General features: G+C 43.6%; 19 protein-coding genes. 17 read left to right on the top strand and 2 right to left on the bottom strand.

The features are described from left to right. Positions 1 to 7: 7 nt before the first annotated feature. Positions 8 to 613: a CoA pyrophosphatase gene (locus H2O73_RS04575; RefSeq protein WP_182107076.1), complete on the bottom strand. Its 606-nt coding sequence runs from the start codon at positions 611 to 613 to the stop codon at positions 8 to 10. Positions 614 to 735: 122 nt separating this feature from the next. Between H2O73_RS04575 and H2O73_RS04570 the strand changes: the two genes are divergently transcribed. Together H2O73_RS04570 and H2O73_RS04565 are read left to right on the top strand one after the other, a co-directional pair. Next, positions 736 to 1290, top strand: coding sequence for a heme NO-binding domain-containing protein (locus tag H2O73_RS04570; protein ID WP_182107074.1), 555 nt, complete (start codon positions 736 to 738; stop codon positions 1288 to 1290). Further along, on the top strand, positions 1283 to 2971 hold the full coding sequence (locus H2O73_RS04565; protein WP_182107072.1) for an ATP-binding protein: 1689 nt from the start codon (positions 1283 to 1285) through the stop codon (positions 2969 to 2971). The genes H2O73_RS04570 and H2O73_RS04565 overlap by 8 nt, the downstream gene beginning before the upstream one ends. A gap of 5 nt (positions 2972 to 2976) precedes the next feature. Here the strand turns inward: H2O73_RS04565 and pabB are convergent, their stop codons facing one another. Continuing rightward, complete coding sequence (gene pabB, locus H2O73_RS04560) at positions 2977 to 4341, bottom strand: aminodeoxychorismate synthase component 1 (protein ID WP_182107857.1); 1365 nt, start codon at positions 4339 to 4341, stop codon at positions 2977 to 2979. Positions 4342 to 4517: 176 nt separating this feature from the next. Between pabB and H2O73_RS04555 the strand changes: the two genes are divergently transcribed. The 15 genes from H2O73_RS04555 (at position 4518) to mepK (ending at position 20520) form a co-directional block, all read left to right on the top strand. Then, entirely contained in the window at positions 4518 to 6038 is a 1521-nt protein-coding gene (locus tag H2O73_RS04555) for a fumarate hydratase (protein ID WP_182107070.1), read from the top strand. Positions 6039 to 6155: 117 nt separating this feature from the next. Then, a complete protein-coding gene (locus H2O73_RS04550; protein ID WP_182107068.1) occupies positions 6156 to 6341 on the top strand; it encodes a hypothetical protein in 186 nt (61 codons plus the stop codon). Between the two features lie 151 nt (positions 6342 to 6492). Next, positions 6493 to 7869, top strand: coding sequence for a YcjX family GTP-binding protein (locus H2O73_RS04545; RefSeq protein ID WP_182107066.1), 1377 nt, complete (start codon positions 6493 to 6495; stop codon positions 7867 to 7869). After that, on the top strand, positions 7866 to 8894 hold the full coding sequence (locus H2O73_RS04540) for a YcjF family protein (protein ID WP_182107064.1): 1029 nt from the start codon (positions 7866 to 7868) through the stop codon (positions 8892 to 8894). The genes H2O73_RS04545 and H2O73_RS04540 overlap by 4 nt, the downstream gene beginning before the upstream one ends. Before the next feature lie 101 nt (positions 8895 to 8995). Further along, complete coding sequence (tyrR, locus tag H2O73_RS04535) at positions 8996 to 10540, top strand: transcriptional regulator TyrR (RefSeq protein WP_182107062.1); 1545 nt, start codon at positions 8996 to 8998, stop codon at positions 10538 to 10540. Beyond that, entirely contained in the window at positions 10540 to 11121 is a 582-nt protein-coding gene (gene rimJ, locus H2O73_RS04530; protein WP_182107060.1) for a ribosomal protein S5-alanine N-acetyltransferase, read from the top strand. Before tyrR ends, rimJ begins: the two co-directional genes overlap by 1 nt. A 220-nt stretch (positions 11122 to 11341) precedes the next feature. Beyond that, positions 11342 to 11815, top strand: coding sequence for a DUF2947 domain-containing protein (locus H2O73_RS04525; RefSeq protein ID WP_182107058.1), 474 nt, complete (start codon positions 11342 to 11344; stop codon positions 11813 to 11815). Positions 11816 to 12104: 289 nt separating this feature from the next. Beyond that, positions 12105 to 12242: a 3-demethylubiquinone-9 3-methyltransferase gene (locus tag H2O73_RS04520; protein WP_182107056.1), complete on the top strand. Its 138-nt coding sequence runs from the start codon at positions 12105 to 12107 to the stop codon at positions 12240 to 12242. Between the two features lie 194 nt (positions 12243 to 12436). Next, a complete protein-coding gene (locus H2O73_RS04515) occupies positions 12437 to 13075 on the top strand; it encodes a GTP cyclohydrolase II (RefSeq protein ID WP_246335852.1) in 639 nt (212 codons plus the stop codon). A 166-nt stretch (positions 13076 to 13241) separates the two neighbouring features. Then, positions 13242 to 14504: an imelysin family protein gene (locus H2O73_RS04510; RefSeq protein WP_182107054.1), complete on the top strand. Its 1263-nt coding sequence runs from the start codon at positions 13242 to 13244 to the stop codon at positions 14502 to 14504. A 138-nt stretch (positions 14505 to 14642) separates the two neighbouring features. Beyond that, positions 14643 to 16019, top strand: a complete 1377-nt coding sequence (locus tag H2O73_RS04505) for a di-heme oxidoreductase family protein (RefSeq protein ID WP_438696040.1) — start codon at positions 14643 to 14645, stop codon at positions 16017 to 16019. Positions 16020 to 16033: 14 nt separating this feature from the next. Further along, on the top strand, positions 16034 to 17056 hold the full coding sequence (locus H2O73_RS04500; protein WP_182107853.1) for an imelysin family protein: 1023 nt from the start codon (positions 16034 to 16036) through the stop codon (positions 17054 to 17056). Then, entirely contained in the window at positions 17037 to 18122 is a 1086-nt protein-coding gene (locus tag H2O73_RS04495) for a DUF1513 domain-containing protein (protein WP_182107050.1), read from the top strand. Before H2O73_RS04500 ends, H2O73_RS04495 begins: the two co-directional genes overlap by 20 nt. A 107-nt stretch (positions 18123 to 18229) precedes the next feature. Continuing rightward, the gene (locus H2O73_RS04490; protein WP_182107851.1) at positions 18230 to 19768 is read left to right on the top strand and encodes a L,D-transpeptidase family protein; all 1539 of its coding nucleotides are present in this window, start codon (positions 18230 to 18232) and stop codon (positions 19766 to 19768) included. Between the two features lie 209 nt (positions 19769 to 19977). Then, on the top strand, positions 19978 to 20520 hold the full coding sequence (gene mepK, locus H2O73_RS04485; RefSeq protein WP_182107047.1) for a peptidoglycan L,D-endopeptidase MepK: 543 nt from the start codon (positions 19978 to 19980) through the stop codon (positions 20518 to 20520). Positions 20521 to 20582: the final 62 nt, after the last annotated feature.

Genomic DNA, 20582 nt, shown 5'->3' with positions numbered 1-20582 from the left:
AGATGAATTATTTTTGAATCAGATGGGCTTGCAGAGCTTGGATGATTTGCGCTGTCATACCCCAAATAAAGTGTTTTTTGTAACTCACACCGAAAACACGATGTTGTTGCTGCTTGACACAAAAAGTATGGCTATGAAGATGCTTAGGATTTAATACCACTTCAATAGGGACCTCAAATACCTGATCCACCTCATTAGCATCAATGGTTGCAGAGTAACTTGGTTGGATAAACGCAAGGTAGGGTGTAACGGAAAAGCGGCTAATTGTCGGCAGTTCTGCCATTTGCCCAAATATTTCAATTTGGTTAGCGGCAATGCCAATTTCTTCTTCAGTTTCTCGTAATACAGTCGTTCGAAGGGAGAGGTCACTCTCTTCATATTTTCCTCCCGGAAAGCTTACCTGTCCGGGATGATGCTTCAAGTGTTGAGCGCGTTTGGTAAAAAGAATATGTAATCCATTTTCCCGCTCTACGAAACCTATCAGAACCGCTGCTTTACGAAGTGATTGACCTTGTAAGAAACCAAGCCGTTTAAGCGAACCAGAGTGATAAGCAATAGGCTGCCTAATTAGAAAGTGCTGAATGAGTGCGCTTCGACTGGTAGGTAGTAGCACAGTTACTCCTGTATCTATTTGAAAAAGCCAATGTTATGGATCATGCTTTGTTATAAACAATAGTCTGTTCAGTATGGCTTATTGAGCAAGTATTATAGATATAACATAAAAAGGTTCAGTAGATGAAAGGAATCATATTCACTGAGTTCATGGACTTAGTCGAAGATAGATTTGGGCTCGACGTTGTCGATCAAATTCTCGATAGCGCTGAAGATAGTGGGATATACACCACAGTGGGAAGCTACGATCATAAACAATTGGTCAAGCTTATTATTGAATTGAGTAAAATTACCGAATTGCCAGCAGAAACACTGCAACAAGTGTTTGGACAGTCGGTGTTTAAGAATTTGTATAGCACACTGCCACCGTCAGCGAGCCTGTCTGAATGCAAAAACAGTTTCCAATTTGTTCGCTTGGTAGAAGATTACATCCACATTGAAGTAAAGAAACTCTATCCCGAGGCAAATCCGCCTAAGTTTGAATTTATCTCAGAGAGTGAGTCAGAGTTGGTGTTCGACTATAAAAGTGTACGTTGTATGTCTCATGTTTGTTTCGGTCTAGTTCAAGGGTGTGCCGACCATTTTGGTGAAGTTATCGACATTTCAATGAGTGAACAATCCAAAGACAATAGTCATGTTAGATTTCAACTATCACTGGTAGAGAAATTGAATGGATAGTCGACACTTAGAAAGGAAAATTGCACGAGAAAAAGCCTCCAGAAAACAGGCAGAAAGCTTATTGGAACAAAAGAGCCTTGAATTATACGAAGCAAACCAACAACTGAAACTCGTTTTAAAACAACTTGAAAATCAAAATTCTACGGGTTTAAAGAAGCTTGAGTTGGAGGCGTATATTAGTGAATCACTGGTTCGATTTGGTCGCTCTTTTTTAAGCCGTACATTAGATGATGGTCTGCTATCAAGCTTTCTTGAGCGAATTCGCGCCTGCAACTTAATTGACGAAGCCAGTCTTTATCTAAAACCCGGTCTAGTCCCTTCGATTTTATCAAGCCAGTTTGGTGGGATACAAAACCGAGATTTGAACAGCATCAATCCTTGCCCTGTTTGGCTGGGTACTCAGTTACGGTTACCTGTGGAAGTAGAGCAAGGTCTGGTTGGTGAGCTGTGTATTGATATCCATCATTGTGAGGTCGAAGCGGACTTTATTCAAAGCCAGATGGCGCTAGTTGTCGAACTGCTTTGTAGTGCGATCAGCCGGCAATTGATGGTAACCAAAAGCCAAGTAGCGCGAAAAAGGGCGGAGGAGTCGGAACGCGCGACGAAAGAGTTTGTTGCGATGATAAATCATGAGTTGAGGACGCCTCTTAATGGGGTCTTAGGAAGTGCTGAGTTGCTTACGGATACACAGTTAAGTATGGAGCAAAGAACCATGTTGACCAACTTAACTCATTCCGGAGATTTGTTGCGTCACGTCATCAACGACTTATTGGATTTTAGCAAGATAAGTGCGGGTATGATGGACCTGTTTCCAACTCAGTTTAGCTGGAAAGAGATGAGGAATATGCTTAACGGTATTTTTTCTCCTCAAGCCCAAGAGAAGCAAATTGCGTTTCTCATTGAGGAAGAGGGGGAAATGCCAGACATCTTTGTCGGTGACTTTGAGCGAATCGGTCAAATATTAGCGAATTTAATTGGCAATGCGGTTAAATTTACCTCGGTAGGTCAAGTATCAGTGCTGGCTAAATGGGATGCTGATGCTTTGCTAGTGACAGTGAAAGATACTGGGTGTGGTATCGCTGAAGAGGCGCAACATCGATTGTTTGACCCGTTTGTGCAGGTGGACAGAACCGCTAAACGGAACTACGAAGGAACGGGGCTTGGCTTAGCGATTTGTAAAAACTTAGTTGAGTTGATGTCGGGAACCATTGAGATAAAAAGTGCGATTGGTGAAGGTAGTACTTTTTCTATATCGTTGCCACTTGAGGTGGCGTATACGCCCAATCAAGTCCAAGCTGAAAATACTATTGAGACAAAACCGTTAGACAGTTTATCGATTCTTGTGGTTGATGATATTCGAATGAATCTCACCATCATTAAGCAGATGATGAAAAAATTCGCAATCTCGCCAGATACCGCTTCCAACGGATTAGAGGCAATCAAGGCGGTAAGTTCTGCACAATACGATTTGATATTTATGGACTGTCGTATGCCGGAGATGGATGGTTTTGAAGCTACGTCCTTTTTGCGGAAAAACCAGTATACGGGACCGATTGTCGCATTAACCGCAGGCACCACTCTTGAAGAGCGGGAGAGATGCATGCTCAGCGGCATGGATGACATATTAACAAAGCCATATACCGCTGCTGATTTGAAGCTAATGATCCAAAAGTGGGTGTAAGCTCATTAGCCTAAAACGGGTAAGATTCGGCTTAATTTATCGAAAATTTCTTGGTATTCCGAGTCAACTTCACTATCGGCAACAAGACCGCCGCCAGCCCAGACATGCAACATACCATCTTCTGCGACAAGAGTTCGGATGGTAATACTGGTATCCATTCTACCGTGTCGGCTGATGTAGCCGATACTTCCACAGTAAGCACTACGGCGGTGCGGTTCTAACTCTTCGATGATCTGCATTGCACGTACTTTTGGTGCGCCGGTAATTGACCCGCCGGGAAAGCTAGCACGCAATAGATCCATGGCATTATAGCCATCGTCGAGCTGCGCTTTGATAGTGCTAACTAAATGGTGGACCGCAGGGAAACTCTCAATATCAAATAGTTTGGGTACATGTACGCTACCTGGTTTCGCAACACGTCCTACGTCATTGCGCAGTAAGTCAACGATCATCAAGTTTTCTGCTTGGTCTTTTTCTGCGCTTGCGAGTTCTTTAGCCGAAGCCATATCAACTTGTGGGTCACTATGACGAGGGCGAGTCCCTTTGATTGGTTTGGTTTCAATTTCTCCGTCGTTGACTTGCAAGAAGCGTTCAGGGGAAATACTTAAAATGGCACTATGTTCGGTACGAACGAATGCTGAAAAAGGCGCTTGGTTAACTTGTTCAAGTTGCTGATATGCCTGCCACTCTGAACCTTGATAAGGTGCAGAAAAACGTTGGGCGAGGTTGATTTGGTAACAGTCACCAGAAAGTAGGTATTCTTGTACCTGTGTAAATTTCTCTTGGTATTGGCTTTGAGTCATATTTGACTGCCAGTGACTTAACAATTTGAAATTTTCTTGCTTCTGTTCTTGTTGCTCTTGTAACCATAGCCAATGCTGCTCAACATTTTGCCCTACAACATAGGCTTGCTGTTGATGGTGATCGATAATGACCGCCCATTCATAGAGACCAACCGCCATATCCGGAGTGTTGAGGTCGTGCTCAGCTAGACTTGGCATTTTCTCTACCCGACGTCCCAGATCGTAAGCAAAGTAACCCAACGCTCCGCCAATGAAAGGGAGTTCACCTTGATACTCTAGCTCGTCTAAATAGCGGCTTTGTACGTCTTGCAGTAGGTGAAACGGATCGTCACTGGTTTGGTAACTTTCATTTGGTTCATTCACCAATGTGTCTTGTCCATGAGTCACTAATGTCGCAATTGGCTTTGCAACCAAGATATCAAATCGGCTATCTACGTGCTGCTTAGACGCAGAACGTAACAACATCGCCCAATTTTGCTCGGATATTGGCGAAAATAGGTGATGAGCTAGGTCAACAGTGTAATTAATCTGTTTGATTTGTAAGCGATTTGGTTGCGTGTTATTCATTTGTTTAAATTGTGACAAAGAGATCGTTCACTTCGTGGCGTGTTGGGAAAAGCAAGAGTATCATAACCAAAATAGAACCCGCTACTTAGAATAAAACTGATAACTGAGTTTTTGTAAGGTTATCAAGCGTAAAGTTTACAAGGCGGGAGTAATGGAAGCATAGAAAGAGGCAAGTAATGACAGTAATCCGCAGACAGGATGTGATCAGCAGCGTTGCTGATGCACTTCAGTACATTTCTTACTACCACCCGCTCGACTTTGTTCAAGCTCTTGAGCAAGCCTATCATCGTGAGCAGAGCCAAGCGGCAAAGGATGCCATCGCTCAGATTCTGATCAACTCACGTATGTCGGCTGAAGGTCACCGCCCAATTTGTCAAGATACCGGTATTGTTACCTGTTTTGTCAATGTGGGTATGGCTGTTCAGTGGGATGACACCGATATGACGGTACAACAGATGGTTGATGAAGGCGTGCGCCAAGCTTACACCAACCCTGATAATCCTCTGCGTGCTTCTGTACTTAAAGATCCTGCGGGTAAACGAATCAATACCAAAGACAACACGCCGGCGGTGGTTCACATCAACATGGTGCCAGGCGATAAGCTAGAGATCCAAATTGCAGCCAAAGGCGGCGGCAGTGAAAATAAAACCAAAATGGTGATGCTTAACCCTTCAGATGATATTGCAGAATGGGTAGAGAAGACCCTGCCAACAATGGGGGCGGGTTGGTGTCCACCGGGCATGCTTGGTATTGGCATTGGTGGTACAGCCGAGAAAGCAGCAGTGTTGGCTAAAGAATCCTTAATGGGACACATCGATATTCATGAATTAATCGAACGTGGTCCTCAAAATGCGGAAGAGGAATTGCGTCTTGATATCTTTAATCGAGTCAATCGATTAGGTATTGGCGCGCAAGGTTTAGGCGGTTTAACGACTGTGGTTGATGTGAAAATTAAGACAGCACCAACCCACGCAGCTTCTAAACCTGTGTGTCTGATCCCAAATTGTGCGGCAACACGCCACGTACACTTTACTCTTGATGGCTCAGGTCCTGCGGAGTTGACGCCGCCAAAATTGGAAGATTGGCCAGATATTACATGGGAAGCGGGTGAGAATACTCGCCGCGTTAACCTTGATTCGATCACCAAAGAAGAAGTGATGAGCTGGAAAACCGGTGAAACAGTCCTGCTGACAGGTAAGATTTTGACGGGTCGTGATGCGGCACACAAACGCATTCAAACTATGTTAGACAACGGTGAAGGCTTACCTGCCGGTGTTGATTTTAAAGATAAGTTTATCTACTACGTCGGTCCTGTTGATGCGGTGGGTGATGAGGCGGTTGGTCCTGCGGGCCCTACAACGTCAACCCGTATGGATAAATTTACCGATATGATGCTGGAACAAACTGGCATCATGGGCATGATTGGTAAAGCGGAACGTGGTCCTGCAACCGTTGAATCCATTAAGCAGCATCAATCGGTTTACTTAATGGCGGTTGGCGGCGCCGCTTACTTAGTGGCAAAAGCTATCAAGAAAGCGCGTGTGGTGGCATTTGAAGATTTGGGTATGGAAGCCATATATGAATTTGACGTTGAAGATATGCCAGTGACTGTGGCTGTTGACTCAAATGGCACCAATGCTCACCAAATTGGTCCTGATACTTGGAAAGTAAAAATCCAAGAAATGGACGCAGAATGAGACAAGGCATTGAATAATTTGCCAAACAATTGACAAAAGTGCAGCGAAAGCTGCACTTTTTGTCTCTATACTGTATGAATTGATTTAATAAGTTAAAAATAAAAACTAGGAGAATGCATGCCACGCTTTATTCAAATACTTCAAATTATAATCGCCGCTGTGGTTGGCTTTTTTATTGGCTATGACTTAATCCTACATGGGATCAGTATTTTTAATGAGAAATACGTCACCATTACATGCTCCTTGTTTGTTCTGCTCGAAATCGCGTTGTTTGTGATCTATAAACTGATTGAGGACGACTAGAGCGATAAAGCCCAATCGCTGAGCAAGCGCGATGAGTCGTATTATTGCACTTTTAACTAAGCCTCTGATTCACGTCAGAGGTTTTTTGTTCATCCAAGATTAATATTGGTGCTGATATCGTAACCACGATAAAGAATGAATGAGAGATTCGATGAAGAGTATTAAACAAGAAGTGAATGATTTTTTACACCGTAGCATGGACTCGCATGTGCGTATCGCTGTAACGGGGTTGTCACGAGCGGGTAAAACCGCATTTATTACGTCACTTGTTAATCAACTGCTTCATACCTCAACACATCATCAACTACCTTTGCTTAGCGCAACGCGTGATAAACGTGTTATTGGCGCGAAACGTGAACCTCAAACGAACATGATGGTGCCTCGTTTTGCTTATGATGAAGCCATGGTTCAGTTGCAAGGTAGCGAGCCAAACTGGCCAGAGCCAACCCGAGATGTGAGTGAGATCCGTTTAGCGCTTAAATATAAACCGAACAAAAAGAGTAAAAAGTTACTCAGCAGCACGGCAACCCTACACCTAGATATTATCGATTATCCGGGCGAATGGCTGCTCGATTTACCGTTATTGGATATGGATTTTAGTCAATGGTCGCAGAGCCAGTTTACTGCGTTATCAGGAAAACGCTTAGAGTTAGCAAAACCTTGGTTAGAAGCATTAGATAAAGTCGATTTACAAGGTGAGGTTGATGAACACTCGTTGCAATCTGTAGCCCAGATTTATACTCAATATCTGCATGCTTGTAAGGATGAAGGTTTGCACTGGGTACAGCCAGGGCGTTTTGTACTGCCGGGTGAGCTTGAAGGCGCGCCGGTATTACAGTTTTTCCCTTGCCGTTTTGACCCTGAACAGAAAGTCGCGAAAGAGAGTAATTTAGCCACGCTTAAAGCTCGTTACCACGAATATCAAACTAAGGTGGTCAAGGCTTTTTATAAGCACCATTTTTCTACTTTTGATCGCCAGATAGTATTGGTTGATTGTTTGCAGCCATTAAATACTGGCTATGAATCGTTCATGGACATGCGCAGTGCGCTTGAGCAGTTGATGCACAGTTTCCGCTATGGTCGTAGTGGTATGGTGAAAAGGCTATTTGCTCCACGCATTGATAAAGTGCTGTTTGCAGCGACCAAAGCCGATCATGTCACCCCAGAACAACACAGTAATTTAGTCTCGCTGTTGCAACAAATGGTGCACCCTGCATGGCAAACGGCTTCGTTTGAGAATATCGAAATGAGTTGTATCAGTATGGCGTCGATTCAGGCGACTCAGACCGGTTTTATAACCAGTGGTGATCAGTCAATTCCCGCAATTCAGGGAGTGTCATTATCAGGTGAGCCATTGACGGTTTATCCGGGTGAAGTACCAAAAAAATTGCCCTCAGAAGAGTATTGGCAAAAACGAGGATTTGAATTCACCGCCTTCAAACCGATGGCGAGCCAGCAAGACGAACCATTACCCCATATCCGTATGGATAAAGCACTTGAATATTTGCTTGGAGATAAACTGAAATGAGCGAATTTAAATCAAAGCAGATCTTTGATCAGCCTTTACAAGCCGAGCATGAACCCCAGGTTGAACTCACAGCACAAGTGCAATTTGAGACAAGTGAAAAGTTTGTACCAGCAGCGATAGAAGAGCCACAAGAGCAAGCGAGTGAGCAACAATTAGAACAAGTTATTCGCCCTCGAAAAGGACGGAAATGGTTAGCAACGGGGTTATTGGCTAGCTTCTCGGCTTTAGTGGCGTGGCAATCAATCGATACTGTTGTGCAAGCAATACAAAGCGCCGATTGGTTAGCATTGAGTTGGGCGGGGTTTGTTTCTGTTCTTGCCGCGCTTGGGCTTGGAGCAATAGGCAAAGAATTGTGGAAGTTGCGCGGTTTACGCAATCACTTCTCAATTCAAGAACAAAGCGAAGCTCTGCTTAAAAGTGACAGTGTGGGGCAAGGAAAACTGTTTTGCCAAAAAGTGGCGAAGCAAGGGGGAGTGGCACCAGAGTCACCGAGCTATGATCGTTGGTTAAACGGGCTGAATGCCTCGCACAGCGATGCTGAAATTCTGGAAATGTATGATGCTATTGTGGTGGCTGAGCAAGATAAGTTAGCCACGCAAATTGTAACAAAACACGCCACTGAATCAGCAGCGTTAGTGGCCATTAGTCCACTTGCGTTGGCGGATATGCTTTTAGTTGCTTGGCGTAATTTCAAAATGATCGATAACCTTGCTCAAGTGTATGGCATTGAGCTGGGGTATTGGTCTCGTTTGAAGCTGTTTAAATGCACTTTGGTTAATATGGCAGCCGCAGGCGCGAGTGAAATTGCGATTGATGCGGGTATGGATTTGATGTCGATGGATCTAGCTGGAAAGTTATCTGCACGCGCCGGACAAGGCATTGGTGTTGGTATTTTAACCGCTAGATTGGGTATCAAAGCGATGTCTTTGCTGCGACCGATGCCTTGGAGCCCAGATAGGGCGGTGAAATTGTCTGCAATTCGCAAGCAAATCGCGTTAAAAGTAGCCGAGCTCACAGTTAAATAGCATGAATGTGAAGCTGGTAGGCTAGCTTTACTTGACGGGTATCGGAGCTTGGAGGAAACTACTGTCAACTTTTCCTGACACCTTAACGTAGGACTAATTCAGTGCGTCTAGAAGTATTATGTGAAGACAGACTCGGTTTAACTCGTGAGTTGCTCAATATTCTAGCTTCGAGAAATCTCGATTTGCGCGGTATCGAAATTGATATCACAGGCATTATTTATCTAAATTGCCCTGATATTGATTTTGATACTTTCAGTGAACTGATGGCAGAAATTCGTCGAATTTCTGGAGTAAAAGATGTACGTAAAATACAGTTTATGCCGATGGAAAGGCATAACACTGAGCTTATTTCTCTACTTAATAACCTACCAGAACCTGTAGTCGCTATTGATCTAAGAGGCTACGTTGACATGGCTAACCAAGCTGCTTTGAGCTTGTTCAATCTTGAAGAAGAAGAGGTTATCTCTCAGCAAATTAGCCATCTGTTACCGAGCTTCAACTTTTCAAAATGGGCGGAAGGGAGTATCACCCGTCAGCGTGAAAATATCGTGATTAGCGGTTTAGACTATGTCATGGAAATCATGCCAGTCTACATCACGACAGAGACTCAAGAGTCGATTTTAGCCAGTACGGTTATGATCATTCGAGCAACGCAAGATAAAACGTTACTCAAGCAAATGCTTCCGCTGCAAAGCAATTTGGGCTTTGAACATTTCGTTGGTATTTCAAACCGCCATAAAGCACTGATGAGCCAAGCGAAGAAGCTGGCAAATATGGATCAACCACTATTGATTCAAGGTGAAACGGGTACTGGTAAAGAGATGTTGGCAAGAGCTTGTCACAACCGGTCTGATCGCGCCAGTGAGCCGTTCTTGATCTTGAGTTGTGCTTCAATGCCTGATGATGTCGCCGAAACTGAACTGTTTGGTCATGGACCGGGCATGTTTAATCACCAAACCGCTCATAAAGGCATTTTCGAACAAGCGAATGGCGGTACCGTCTTCCTCGATGAAATTGGTGAAATGAGTGCGCACCTGCAAATTAAATTACTTCGACTACTACAAGACGGACGCTTCCGTCGAGTAGGAGAAGAGCATGAAGTTCAGGTTGATGTACGCGTGATCGCTTCAACGCGTCACAAATTGGCTGATTTGGCTGAATCGGGTTCTTTCCGCGAAGATCTGTTCTATCGACTTAATGTTTTGACGGTACAAATTCCACCGCTGCGTGAACGCACGACCGATATTGAACCATTGCTTGAAATGTTTATCGCTAAGTACGTGACTCAGTTAGGTATGGCGCGTCCAGATATAACCGAAGAGCTGCTTGATCAACTTACGTCATACAATTGGCCTGGGAACATGCGCCAGTTGGAAAATATGGTGTTAAGAGCACTGACAGAATTGGAGTCAGACTCGTTGACTGTTGATCTATTCCATTTACCACAAGTAGAAGCTTCTGTTGCACCCGGTGCCGCATTGAGCCTTGATGGTTCACTCGATGAGATCATGAAAGAGTACGAATCTAAGGTATTGGAGAGACTGTATCAATCATTCCCTTCAAGTCGCAAACTGGCGAAGCGCCTCAACGTCTCGCATACTTCAGTTGCAAATAAACTACGCGAATATGGGATCCGTAAAGGTTGATGACACCAGTGAGTACGCCGCAAAAAGTGTATGAAGTTGAAGGTGATATTGTCGTACGAATGGCAGAGCCTACTGATGCGTACATGATTCGACAGTACTTCATTACCAATCGTGATTACCTTAAAGAATGGGAACCCAAGCGAGAGGATGAGTTTTTTACGCTTTCTGGTTGGACACAACGGCTAATCAAACTTAGCGAATTACATAAGCATGCGATTGGGTATTATCTGCTGGTTATAGATAAACCAAGCGGAGAAATGCTTGGTACCATTTCGTTTAGCAATCTGACTCGCTTTCCATTTTATGCATGCAACGTCGGGTATTCACTAAGTGAAAACGCACAAGGACGAGGTGTTATGACTTGCGCGTTGAAGTTGGCGGTAAACTACATGTTTACTATTCAAAATATGCATCGAATTGTGGCGGCTTACATGCCTCATAACGAACGCAGTGGCGCCGTTTTATCACGGGTTGGCTTTGAGCGAGAAGGCTATGCTAAAAACTACTTGCTGATTAATGGAAAGTGGAGCGACCACATACTAACGTCGTTAATCAATCCCGCATGGAAACCGGATAGATAGTAACCGAGAGATTCGAACCATAAATCGTGTTGCTGATTGAACGCGATCAGTTAAAATCCGCGCTTTGTTGTTCGAAGAATTAAAACGTTGATGCTCGCTAGAGATTAACGTGAACATGTTAGTGTGTGAGCGTGATGGCTCTATAGTCTTGTTGAATAGAGCAAATAGATAATTGAAGAAGCCAGCGATAAGCTGGCTGAAGTCTTAATTGAGGAACAAGATGTCTTATTTACCTTTGGACCAGTACCAAAGAAAATGGATTTTTACTCATCAATCGATGCCTGTGCCTGAAGAAGATCTTGAGGCGATCAAGCCGATGGATCAAATCCGTTCAGCACAGTTATGGAAAGATAATATTAGTGCCCAAAGCCCAGACTCTGAGCGTTTAAGTGCAGGTGATTGGCCAATGAAAGCCACTAATTGGACAGAATCTGTTGATTGGATGACGGCTTGGGAATCCGATGACCAAGAGCTTCCTGAAGCGGTATTGCAACATGTTGATTGGCAGGATGACGTAACTGTTTATTTTTGTTATGAAAAATACAATATCATTGAAACTAAATGGTCAACGTTTAAAAAATATTGGAAGAACTTTCTCTTCTATGATGATGGACCTATCTTAATAGGGCGTCGCCGAGCTGAAGCGTTGTGGTTTGGTGATAATGGCCAAGTGAAATTGGGTCAACGCGATTAGCCCGAGCTTTCAAGTGAATAAATGATAGAGTGAATTGGTTAATTGGATCAATTCACTCTTTTTTTATGTGGGTATGATCCTAAATAGGATCCTAAGTCATCACATAAATCAATACAATTTAAAGTGATATCGCTCCCATTTATTCGATTAAATAGTGCGCAGATCGGTGGTTTTGTTATCATATTTATTAATGAGATATAAAGATAAAAATTAAACTTTTGATTTAGATTTTAATTGATAGGGAAGTGCTGTGGAACCATTGCTATTACAACTTAAAAAGGACTTTTATATGAATATTAGTTCGTTACAAGCGCACACTCTTCCGCATAGTCAGCCAACATTGAACCTATTGACCGAAGAAGAACTCAAAGAGCTCGAACATGTTTGGGTCGAATTGTCGGTATGGCAACGTAGTCAAGCTTATTAATTGACTGATATTTAAGAGAATTTACAACCCCAGTATCCGGTTCGGCTACTGGGGTTTTTAACGTCTAAATTTTGCTATCTACTTTTTCATATGACGAGTCCGTTTTGTTATGTTATAACAATTGTGAACTAAATATTGAATTCTTGGGTAAGAGTCCTCATAGTTACCTGTAGAAAGCATTTGTAGTGAATGCAATGACACAAATAGATAATAAAAGACTTCAAGTGAGTATTAATATGGCGGATGTACGTGCCAGAGTTGAATTTAAAGTCGGTGTAGGAAGTAAAATCGATGCGGAAATTCTTTCTTTTAACGGACTAAAGACAGAGAAAGAACATGTGGCAGTTGTTTTTAAGCAAGCAGATCAAGCTCAAGAAGTGCCGTTAGTGCGTATGCATTCAGAGTGTTTGACTGGCGATGTGTTCCACTCTTCTCGATGTGATTGCGGTGAACAGTTAGATGAGACTATTGAGCGGATGGGTCAAGCTGGTGGGATCATCCTTTACTTGCGCCAAGAAGGTCGTGGTATTGGTCTGTATAACAAAATAGATGCATATCGTTTACAAAGCCAAGGGATGAATACTTACGAAGCCAATAACCATTTAGGTTTTGGTGACGACTTGCGCGACTTTACTGAAGCTGCGCAAATGTTATTGGCGTTGAACGTGAAAACGATTCGTCTAGTAACTAATAACCCTAAAAAAGTCAAAGAGCTACAAGAGCATGGCATTGAAATCGCAGAGGTGGTAAACACACTGGCTCACATTAAAGATGGTAACGAAAGCTATCTCAAAGCGAAAGTGTCACATGGTAAACATGTACTCAAATTGTAAATAGTAAGCAAACCATATTTGATAAAAACCTCATACTTATGAGGTTTTTTTGTTTTTGCCTTGCAAAAAAGTTGTAAGTTTGTATTATTCGCAATCTAAGTGTTAATGATAATAATTAGCAACACTATTCTCGAATGAATCTTCAAGCTCAACAAGGACTTTAATAATGAAGGTAAAAACCGTTTTGGCACGTACCGTTGCGACTGCTTTTCTAGTAACAAGTGGCTCTGTTTTTGCAGCTGACGTTACTAAGCAACAGGTTGTTGAACACTATGCCGATTTAGCCCACGCAGTATTTTCTGACTCCTTTTCTACGGCTAACTCGCTAGATCAAGCAATAGAGGCTTTCCTTGCGGACCCAACAGCAGCGAAATTTGAACAAGTAAAACAAAAGTGGCTTGCTTCCCGTGTTCCTTACCAACAATCAGAGGTGTTCCGCTTTGGTAACGCCATTGTTGATGATTGGGAAGGTCAATTAAATGCTTGGCCGCTCGACGAAGGTTTGATCGATTATGTATCTTCTGATTACCAATATGAGTTGGGTAATGAAGGTGCAACGGCAAACATTGTTGCAAACACTGAGTTGACGATTGGCGCGACCAAACTTGATGTGGCAAAAATTACCCCACAGCTGATCGCCGATCTTAATGAAGTTGGTGGCTCAGAAGCAAACGTAGCATCCGGCTATCATGCGATAGAGTTCCTTTTGTGGGGACAAGACCTTAATGGCACTAACGCTGGTGCAGGTGAGCGTGCTTACACTGATTTTGTTGTAGGTAAAGAGTGTACTAATGGTCACTGTGACCGCCGTGGTGATTACCTACGTGCGGCAGCAGATCTTCTCATCACCGATTTGGAGTGGATGGAGAAACAGTGGTCAGCTGAGGAAACAGGAAACTACAGACAAGAGTTACTGAAAGATTCCGCTGATAATGGTCTACGTAAAATGCTATTTGGTATGGGATCACTCTCTCTAGGTGAACTGGCGGGTGAGCGAATGAAAGTGGCGCTAGAGGCCAATTCGACAGAAGATGAGCACGACTGCTTCTCAGACAATACGCACAATTCACACTATTACAACGAGCAAGGTATCTACAACGTTTATACCGGTACTTACCAAAAAGCAGATGGTAGCAAGCTAGAAGGTCCGGGGATTCATGCGCTTGTCGCGAAGAATGATCAACAAGCAGCCGATGAAATTCAGCAGCAATTTGGAAAAACTCGAGCACAAGTTGGTCAATTGGTTACCGTTGCAGAAAAAGATAATCAGCACTTCGATCAGTTAATTGCGGCGGGTAATACCCAGGGTAATGCGTTAGTTAACGAAACCATTATTTCTTTGGTTGCGCAAACTGCCTCTATTGAGCGTGCAGCAAAACTTATCGGTATCGACAGCTTGAATCCAGATACTGCCGATCACGAGTTTTGATCTAATTAGTAATCCAACCTAGATAGGGGCTCAAGCAGCCCCTTTCTAACCACTCCCACAAGCACGCCTAACATCCTTTATCAAAACAATATTCGTTAGGCTTCAAGCATTAAAGAGATCACTGGAATGATGCGGTACTTGAAATCTTATTTAGCCTCAATTTTACTCCTTTCAACCTCTACGTTTGCCAATGAAGTAAAAACGGGTGGCAATACCGCGGTTAAAAAAGAGGGTGCGAATGCCTTCTCGCTGCCTGCTGCTAACTTACCGATGAGTAAGCGTTTAGATTTTAGCGTTGGTAACAGTTTCTTCCGTAATCCTTGGGTACAAGCTCCGGCCTCAACGGATGCTAGGGATGGGCTAGGACCATTGTTTAATACCAACGGTTGCCAAAACTGCCATATCAAAGATGGGCGAGGGCATCCTCCTGAAGCGGGTGATTTACATGCCGTATCCATGTTGGTTCGTCTTAGTATTCCGGCAATGACAGCTGAGCAAAAGAAAGCTTACATCAAAGATGGTGTCATTCCAGAGCCGACTTATGGTGGTCAATTGCAAGATTTTGCCTTGCAGGATCAAATCCCAGAAGGGCAAATTAAAATTACGTATAGTGATGTGCCTGTTAAATTTGCTGATGGTACTCAAGTGCTATTACGCAAACCCAACCTCACTATCACTGACCTTGGCTATGGTGAAATGCACCCTGATACCATGATGTCAGCACGCATAGCACCACCGATGATAGGTCTTGGATTACTTGAGTTGATTCCCGACAAAAGCCTGCTGGCATGGGCTGACGAGCAAACTCGCAACATCGATGGTGTGTCAGGTAAAGTGAATCGAGTTTGGGATGTACAGAAGCAAGACTTTGCCATCGGACGCTTTGGTTGGAAAGCGGGGCAACCGACATTGATGCAGCAAAATGCGGCGGCATTTAATGGTGATGTCGGCTTAACCAGTCGTCTATTCCCCAACGAAAACTGCACCAGTCAGCAAACTATTTGTGTAGAGATGCCAAATGGCGGAAAACACGAAGTGAGTGACAATATTCTTAACTTTGTCGAGTTCTACACTCAGCACCTCGCCGTACCGATCCGCCGTAACCTTGATCAACCCTTGGTTCAACAGGGTCAAGCGCTTTTCAAGCAGATTGGCTGCCAAAGTTGCCATAAGACCAATATAAAAACGGCGCGAAGTACTGAATTACCGGCACTGTCTGAGCAAACTATTCATCCTTATACAGATTTGTTGTTGCATGACATGGGAGAAGGTCTTGCTGATCATCGACCAGAATATTTAGCCACTGGTCGCGAATGGCGTACCCCACCACTTTGGGGATTGGGGTACACAGAGGAAGTGAACGGACATACTTATTTCCTACATGATGGTCGAGCACGTTCTGTCATGGAAGCTGTACTATGGCATGGTGGTGAAGCGGAACCTGCGAAACAAAGGGTGTTAAAGCTCAATGCCAATGAGCGCCAAGCTCTATTAGCCTTCCTCAATTCATTGTAGGTAATGGCATGAAAATGAAGTTTTTTATTGGTATGGCTGTGGGTGCTTTGGCTGGCTGTCAATCGACCACGGCAGTGGAATTACAGCCACAACAGACGTCACACATCAGCCAAGGCGTTTACTTGGTTGAGTTTGGTGCTGCACAAGACTTTAGCCTGCAGGTTGAGCAGCTTACCCAAGTGTTTGGGCACTATTGTGAGACTGAAACTAATCTTGATGCTGTGAGTTTGCAATGGCACCGCAGCATGACAAGTTGGATGGCGCTTCAAGGGCAAGAGCGTGGACCACAAACGGCTTTAGAGCAAAGTTGGAATGTACAATTTTGGCCAGACAAAAAGAACACCACAGGACGAAAAATGTCGGCGTTACTTCGCCAATCTAAGCCGAATTGGCACGCGGAAGATATCGCGACTCAAAGTGTTACCGTGCAAGGGTTAGGGGCTTTAGAGTGGCTGATTTATGATTCAGCCTCTGATTTAAAAACCAATCACAATACGTGTCAGCTTGGGTTAGCCATTAGTGCAAACCTTGCTAGCAATGCAGACACTATAGCTAGAGCATGGCACACCAACCCTTGGCTCGAACTGTCAGAGAAAGATTGGGATTCTGAGTACATCGCACTGTTATCCAATCAATTGGATTACAGTATGAAAAAGCTAAGTCGACCGTTAGCGAAGGTTGGCAAACCACGAGCTTACTTTTCAGAGTCTTGGCGCTCTGGTACATCAATGTTAAATCTACAGCAGAATATAGCCGCATTAGAGCAGTTGTATCTTGCGGATGGGCGCGGCTTAGATACCCGTTTACGTCAGTTGGACAAAGCCTCTTTGGCTGATCGTATTAAAGAACAGTTTCAATTAACGCTGAATACTTGGCCTACGGAGCAAAGTTTGTTTGAGCTATTGCAGAGCAAAGAGGGGTATCGAACGGTATTAGCTCAGTACAATAAGTTAGAGCGTCTTAATTATTTGATACATGAAGAAGTCGCCATCGAGTTGGGCGTGGTAATAGGATTTAATGCTACAGATGGTGACTGATAATACCCGTAGAGCGCTGCTTAAGGCAGCGTTATTTGGCGCGGCGATGCCAATTTTACCTTTTGGATGTACGAGCATGGTGGCATCAAAGCCAACACTGATTGGCTGTGCATTAAATGGTCGTGATCGCTATAGTGTCGTTGTGGCTGATCAACAGGGTAAAGCGATTCGACAATTACCATTACCTAGCCGAGGACATGGTATTGCCATAAACGCCACGCGCGGGCATGCGGTCGCTTTTGCTCGCAGACCCGGTAGCTATTTTATGGTGTTTGACTTTCATTCAGGTGAAGTTGTGCAATTACGCAGCGCGTCAGACCATCGCCATTACTATGGTCATGGTGTTTATTCTAACGATGGTGAGCTTTTATTTGTTACAGAAGGGGAGCGCTCGACTAGTCGTGGCATTATCGGTGTTTATGATGTTACCAATCACTACGAAAAAGTGGCGGAATTTACTGGTTTTGGTTTAGGTCCTCATGAAGTGATTGCGATGCCAGACGGCAAATTAGCCATTGGTGTCGGTGGGGTGCATACCGATGGTCGTACACCACTCAATCTTAATTCTATGCAGCCCAGTCTTAGTTACTTGTCAGCAACCGGTGAATTGATAGAGCAGCAGACATTGCTAGATAATCGCTTGAGTATCCGCCACTTAGCACATGATGGAGACAATACCGTATTGTGTGGTCAGCAGTATAGAGGGCAACCAGAAGAGTATCCTCCGTTGTTGGCAATGCATCAAGCTGGTGGTCAACTCACACCACTCGAAGCGGAGCCTGAGCAATGGGCTCGCTTTAACCATTATATTGCGAGTATAGCGGCATCAAAGGATTGGATTCTTGCTACCTCGCCCCCTGGAAATTGCTATGGGATTTGGTCTAAGCAAAGTGGTAAATTGGTCGAACTCGCTTCGCTGCCAGATGCTTCCGGCGTGGTGGCAAGGGAAGGTGTTTTTTCGATAAGCTCAGGGTCTGGGTCCGTTCTTACACAGTCCCAACCCCGAGATAAATCTTCAATTTTCACTTCGATTCCATGGGATAACCATTGGAGTGCGATAAGCTAAATATAAGTTAATTCATTGACTTATTGTTAAGCTAAGCGAAACAAACCCTGTTAATTGAGAATTCTCTGCCATACTTAGTTTTATGATGCAAAAAAGTGTAGAGAATGATGTTACGAACGCGCTTTATAATAATAGCTTTACTCCTTGTCCCGCAGATGGTTTGGGCTCAGGGGTACTTTGAAAGAATTGGTTGGATTGAACCTGGCAATACCAATTCAATGGCATTGCAGTATCCTCAACTCGTTGAAGAGCTATATCGTAACAATGGTGAGCAGCTGATTTGGTTTGATTTGCAGCAAAGCAGTCAATTAGAATTTCAGTTGGAATTGATAGATAACGCGGGCGTTAACCCTCTGCTATCTAATCATTTAAAAAAAATGCGCTTTTATCGCAAAAGTAATCGCTGGTATGAATACGACTTGTTGGCGACCGACAGTATGATTGCCTACATGAGTTATGCGCAATTGGCTAAACAACATGGTAAGCAATGGTTCTTTGAGGATAGAATCATGCAGTCTTTACCACCGCCTAGCGAACAAGCGTTACAGTCGCTCTATGCTTCGGTACAATCTCAACAGTTGGGGGCATTGATAGATTCATACACCCCTGATTCAGAAAGTTATCAATCACTGATCAAAACCTACTTACGTATTGCGAGTGAGCGTGAAGAGATCGTTCCGCTTTATATTCAAGATACTCATTTAAAACGAGTGGGTGATATCCTTGAAAGGCGAGACGCCTTATTGGCGCGTTTACAACAAGTGGATATCGACCTTTTTGGTGTAAATAGTGAAATTAGCTATTTTGACAACCAACTCGAACTGGCAATAAAACAATTCCAACGCATGCATGGTCTTAAGCCTGACGGGGTAATAGGACCGAAAACAATAAGATGGTTAAATGAAAGCAGCAATGATCGCCTCAAGACAATAGCGATTAATGCCGAGCGAACGCGTATTTGGCCAAAACAACGTAACACTCTGATTGTGGTTAATGTACCTAGCTATGAACTGACCTACTGGTATGGTGGTGAAGCGGTATTTGAGTCGCAGGTTATTGTAGGTCGAGAGACACGGCAAACACCAGTGATGACAACTAACTTAGACTCGATCATTCTCAATCCAACATGGAATGTCCCATGGAAAATCATGGTTGAGGATATCATTCCTAATGTTCAACGAGATCCTGAGTACCTTGCAAGGCAAAATATCAAGATCATCACCAGTTGGACTTCCAGTGAACTCATAAACCCTAATCTGGTTGATTGGCAAGGAACCAATCCGAAAGCCTTTCCTTATCGTATGAGACAAATGTCTGGTGCCAGTAACGCGCTGGGCTTATACAAGTTTAATACACCAAATAAGCGGGCAATTTTCTTGCATGACACGCCAAGCAAGCATCTATTTGATAAAGAGTCCCGCGCGTTTAGCTCTGGTTGTGTGCGAGTGAAGCACGCCGATAGATTTGCAACATTGTTGTTGGAAAATCAAGGGTTGAACATTGAGCAAATAGAATTGGCAGACACCGAGTCCAATAAAGCGATCCCATTAAGAAGGCGAATTCCAGTGCATATCATCTATCAGACGGCATGGGCAGAAGGTGGGGTTGTGCAGTATAGGGAAGACATATACCGCTTAGATCATTGATCTTATGGTGGACATCACACCGAAGAAATTCTTACAAAAATTTGCATTTGTTATTTTATAAATAATTTACTAATTAGTTCAATAACTAATCGTTAAGACTGTCATTTAAACTAGATTTAAGCATGGTTTATGCATTTGCACTTCATAGCAGAGTTCGATAGTGTCGCTCGCAGCACAATATCAACAAGAAGTTATGAAGGTCATTTACAGTGCAGGTATCACGTAGAAATTTTATTAAGTTGGCAGGTAGTGGTGTTGTCGTAGCTAGTTGTGTCCCGAGTGTCGCTGTTGCGTCTTTTGCTGATTTGGCACGCACACTTGCGCTGAGTAATCTACACACAGGTGAATTGCTAGAAACGCGTTATTTTGATGGCAATCAGTATGTACTAAACGAAATGACACGAATTGATAAAATCTGTCGAGACTTTAGACGTAACGAAATCCATAAGATGGATAAACATCTTTTTGACCAGATATCGCTCATTCAAGCTGAATTAGGTGTGAAAGCGGAAGTACAAATCATCTCTGGTTATCGTTCGCCTGCTACCAACAACGCTCTGCGCGCCCGCTCTAGTGGCGTAGCGAAAAAGAGTTACCACATGTTAGGGCAAGCTATCGATTTCCGATTAGAGGGCGTAAACCTTAGAAAAGTGCGCGATATTGCTCGTGAAATCAAAGCGGGCGGTGTTGGCTATTATCCAAATAGTAACTTTGTACACATTGATACGGGACCAGTTCGTTACTGGTCTTAAGCTTACTTTAGCTATCGCTAACTTTCTTGAGCTTAGTGCACTATCGTGTCATAGTTCAGCCA

It is taken from the genome of Vibrio marinisediminis (genome assembly GCF_014050145.1).
Classification (GTDB): Bacteria; Pseudomonadota; Gammaproteobacteria; order Enterobacterales; family Vibrionaceae; genus Vibrio; species Vibrio marinisediminis.
The sequence above is the reverse complement of the archived record's forward strand: the minus strand, read 5'-3'. Positions and strand labels throughout refer to the sequence as shown.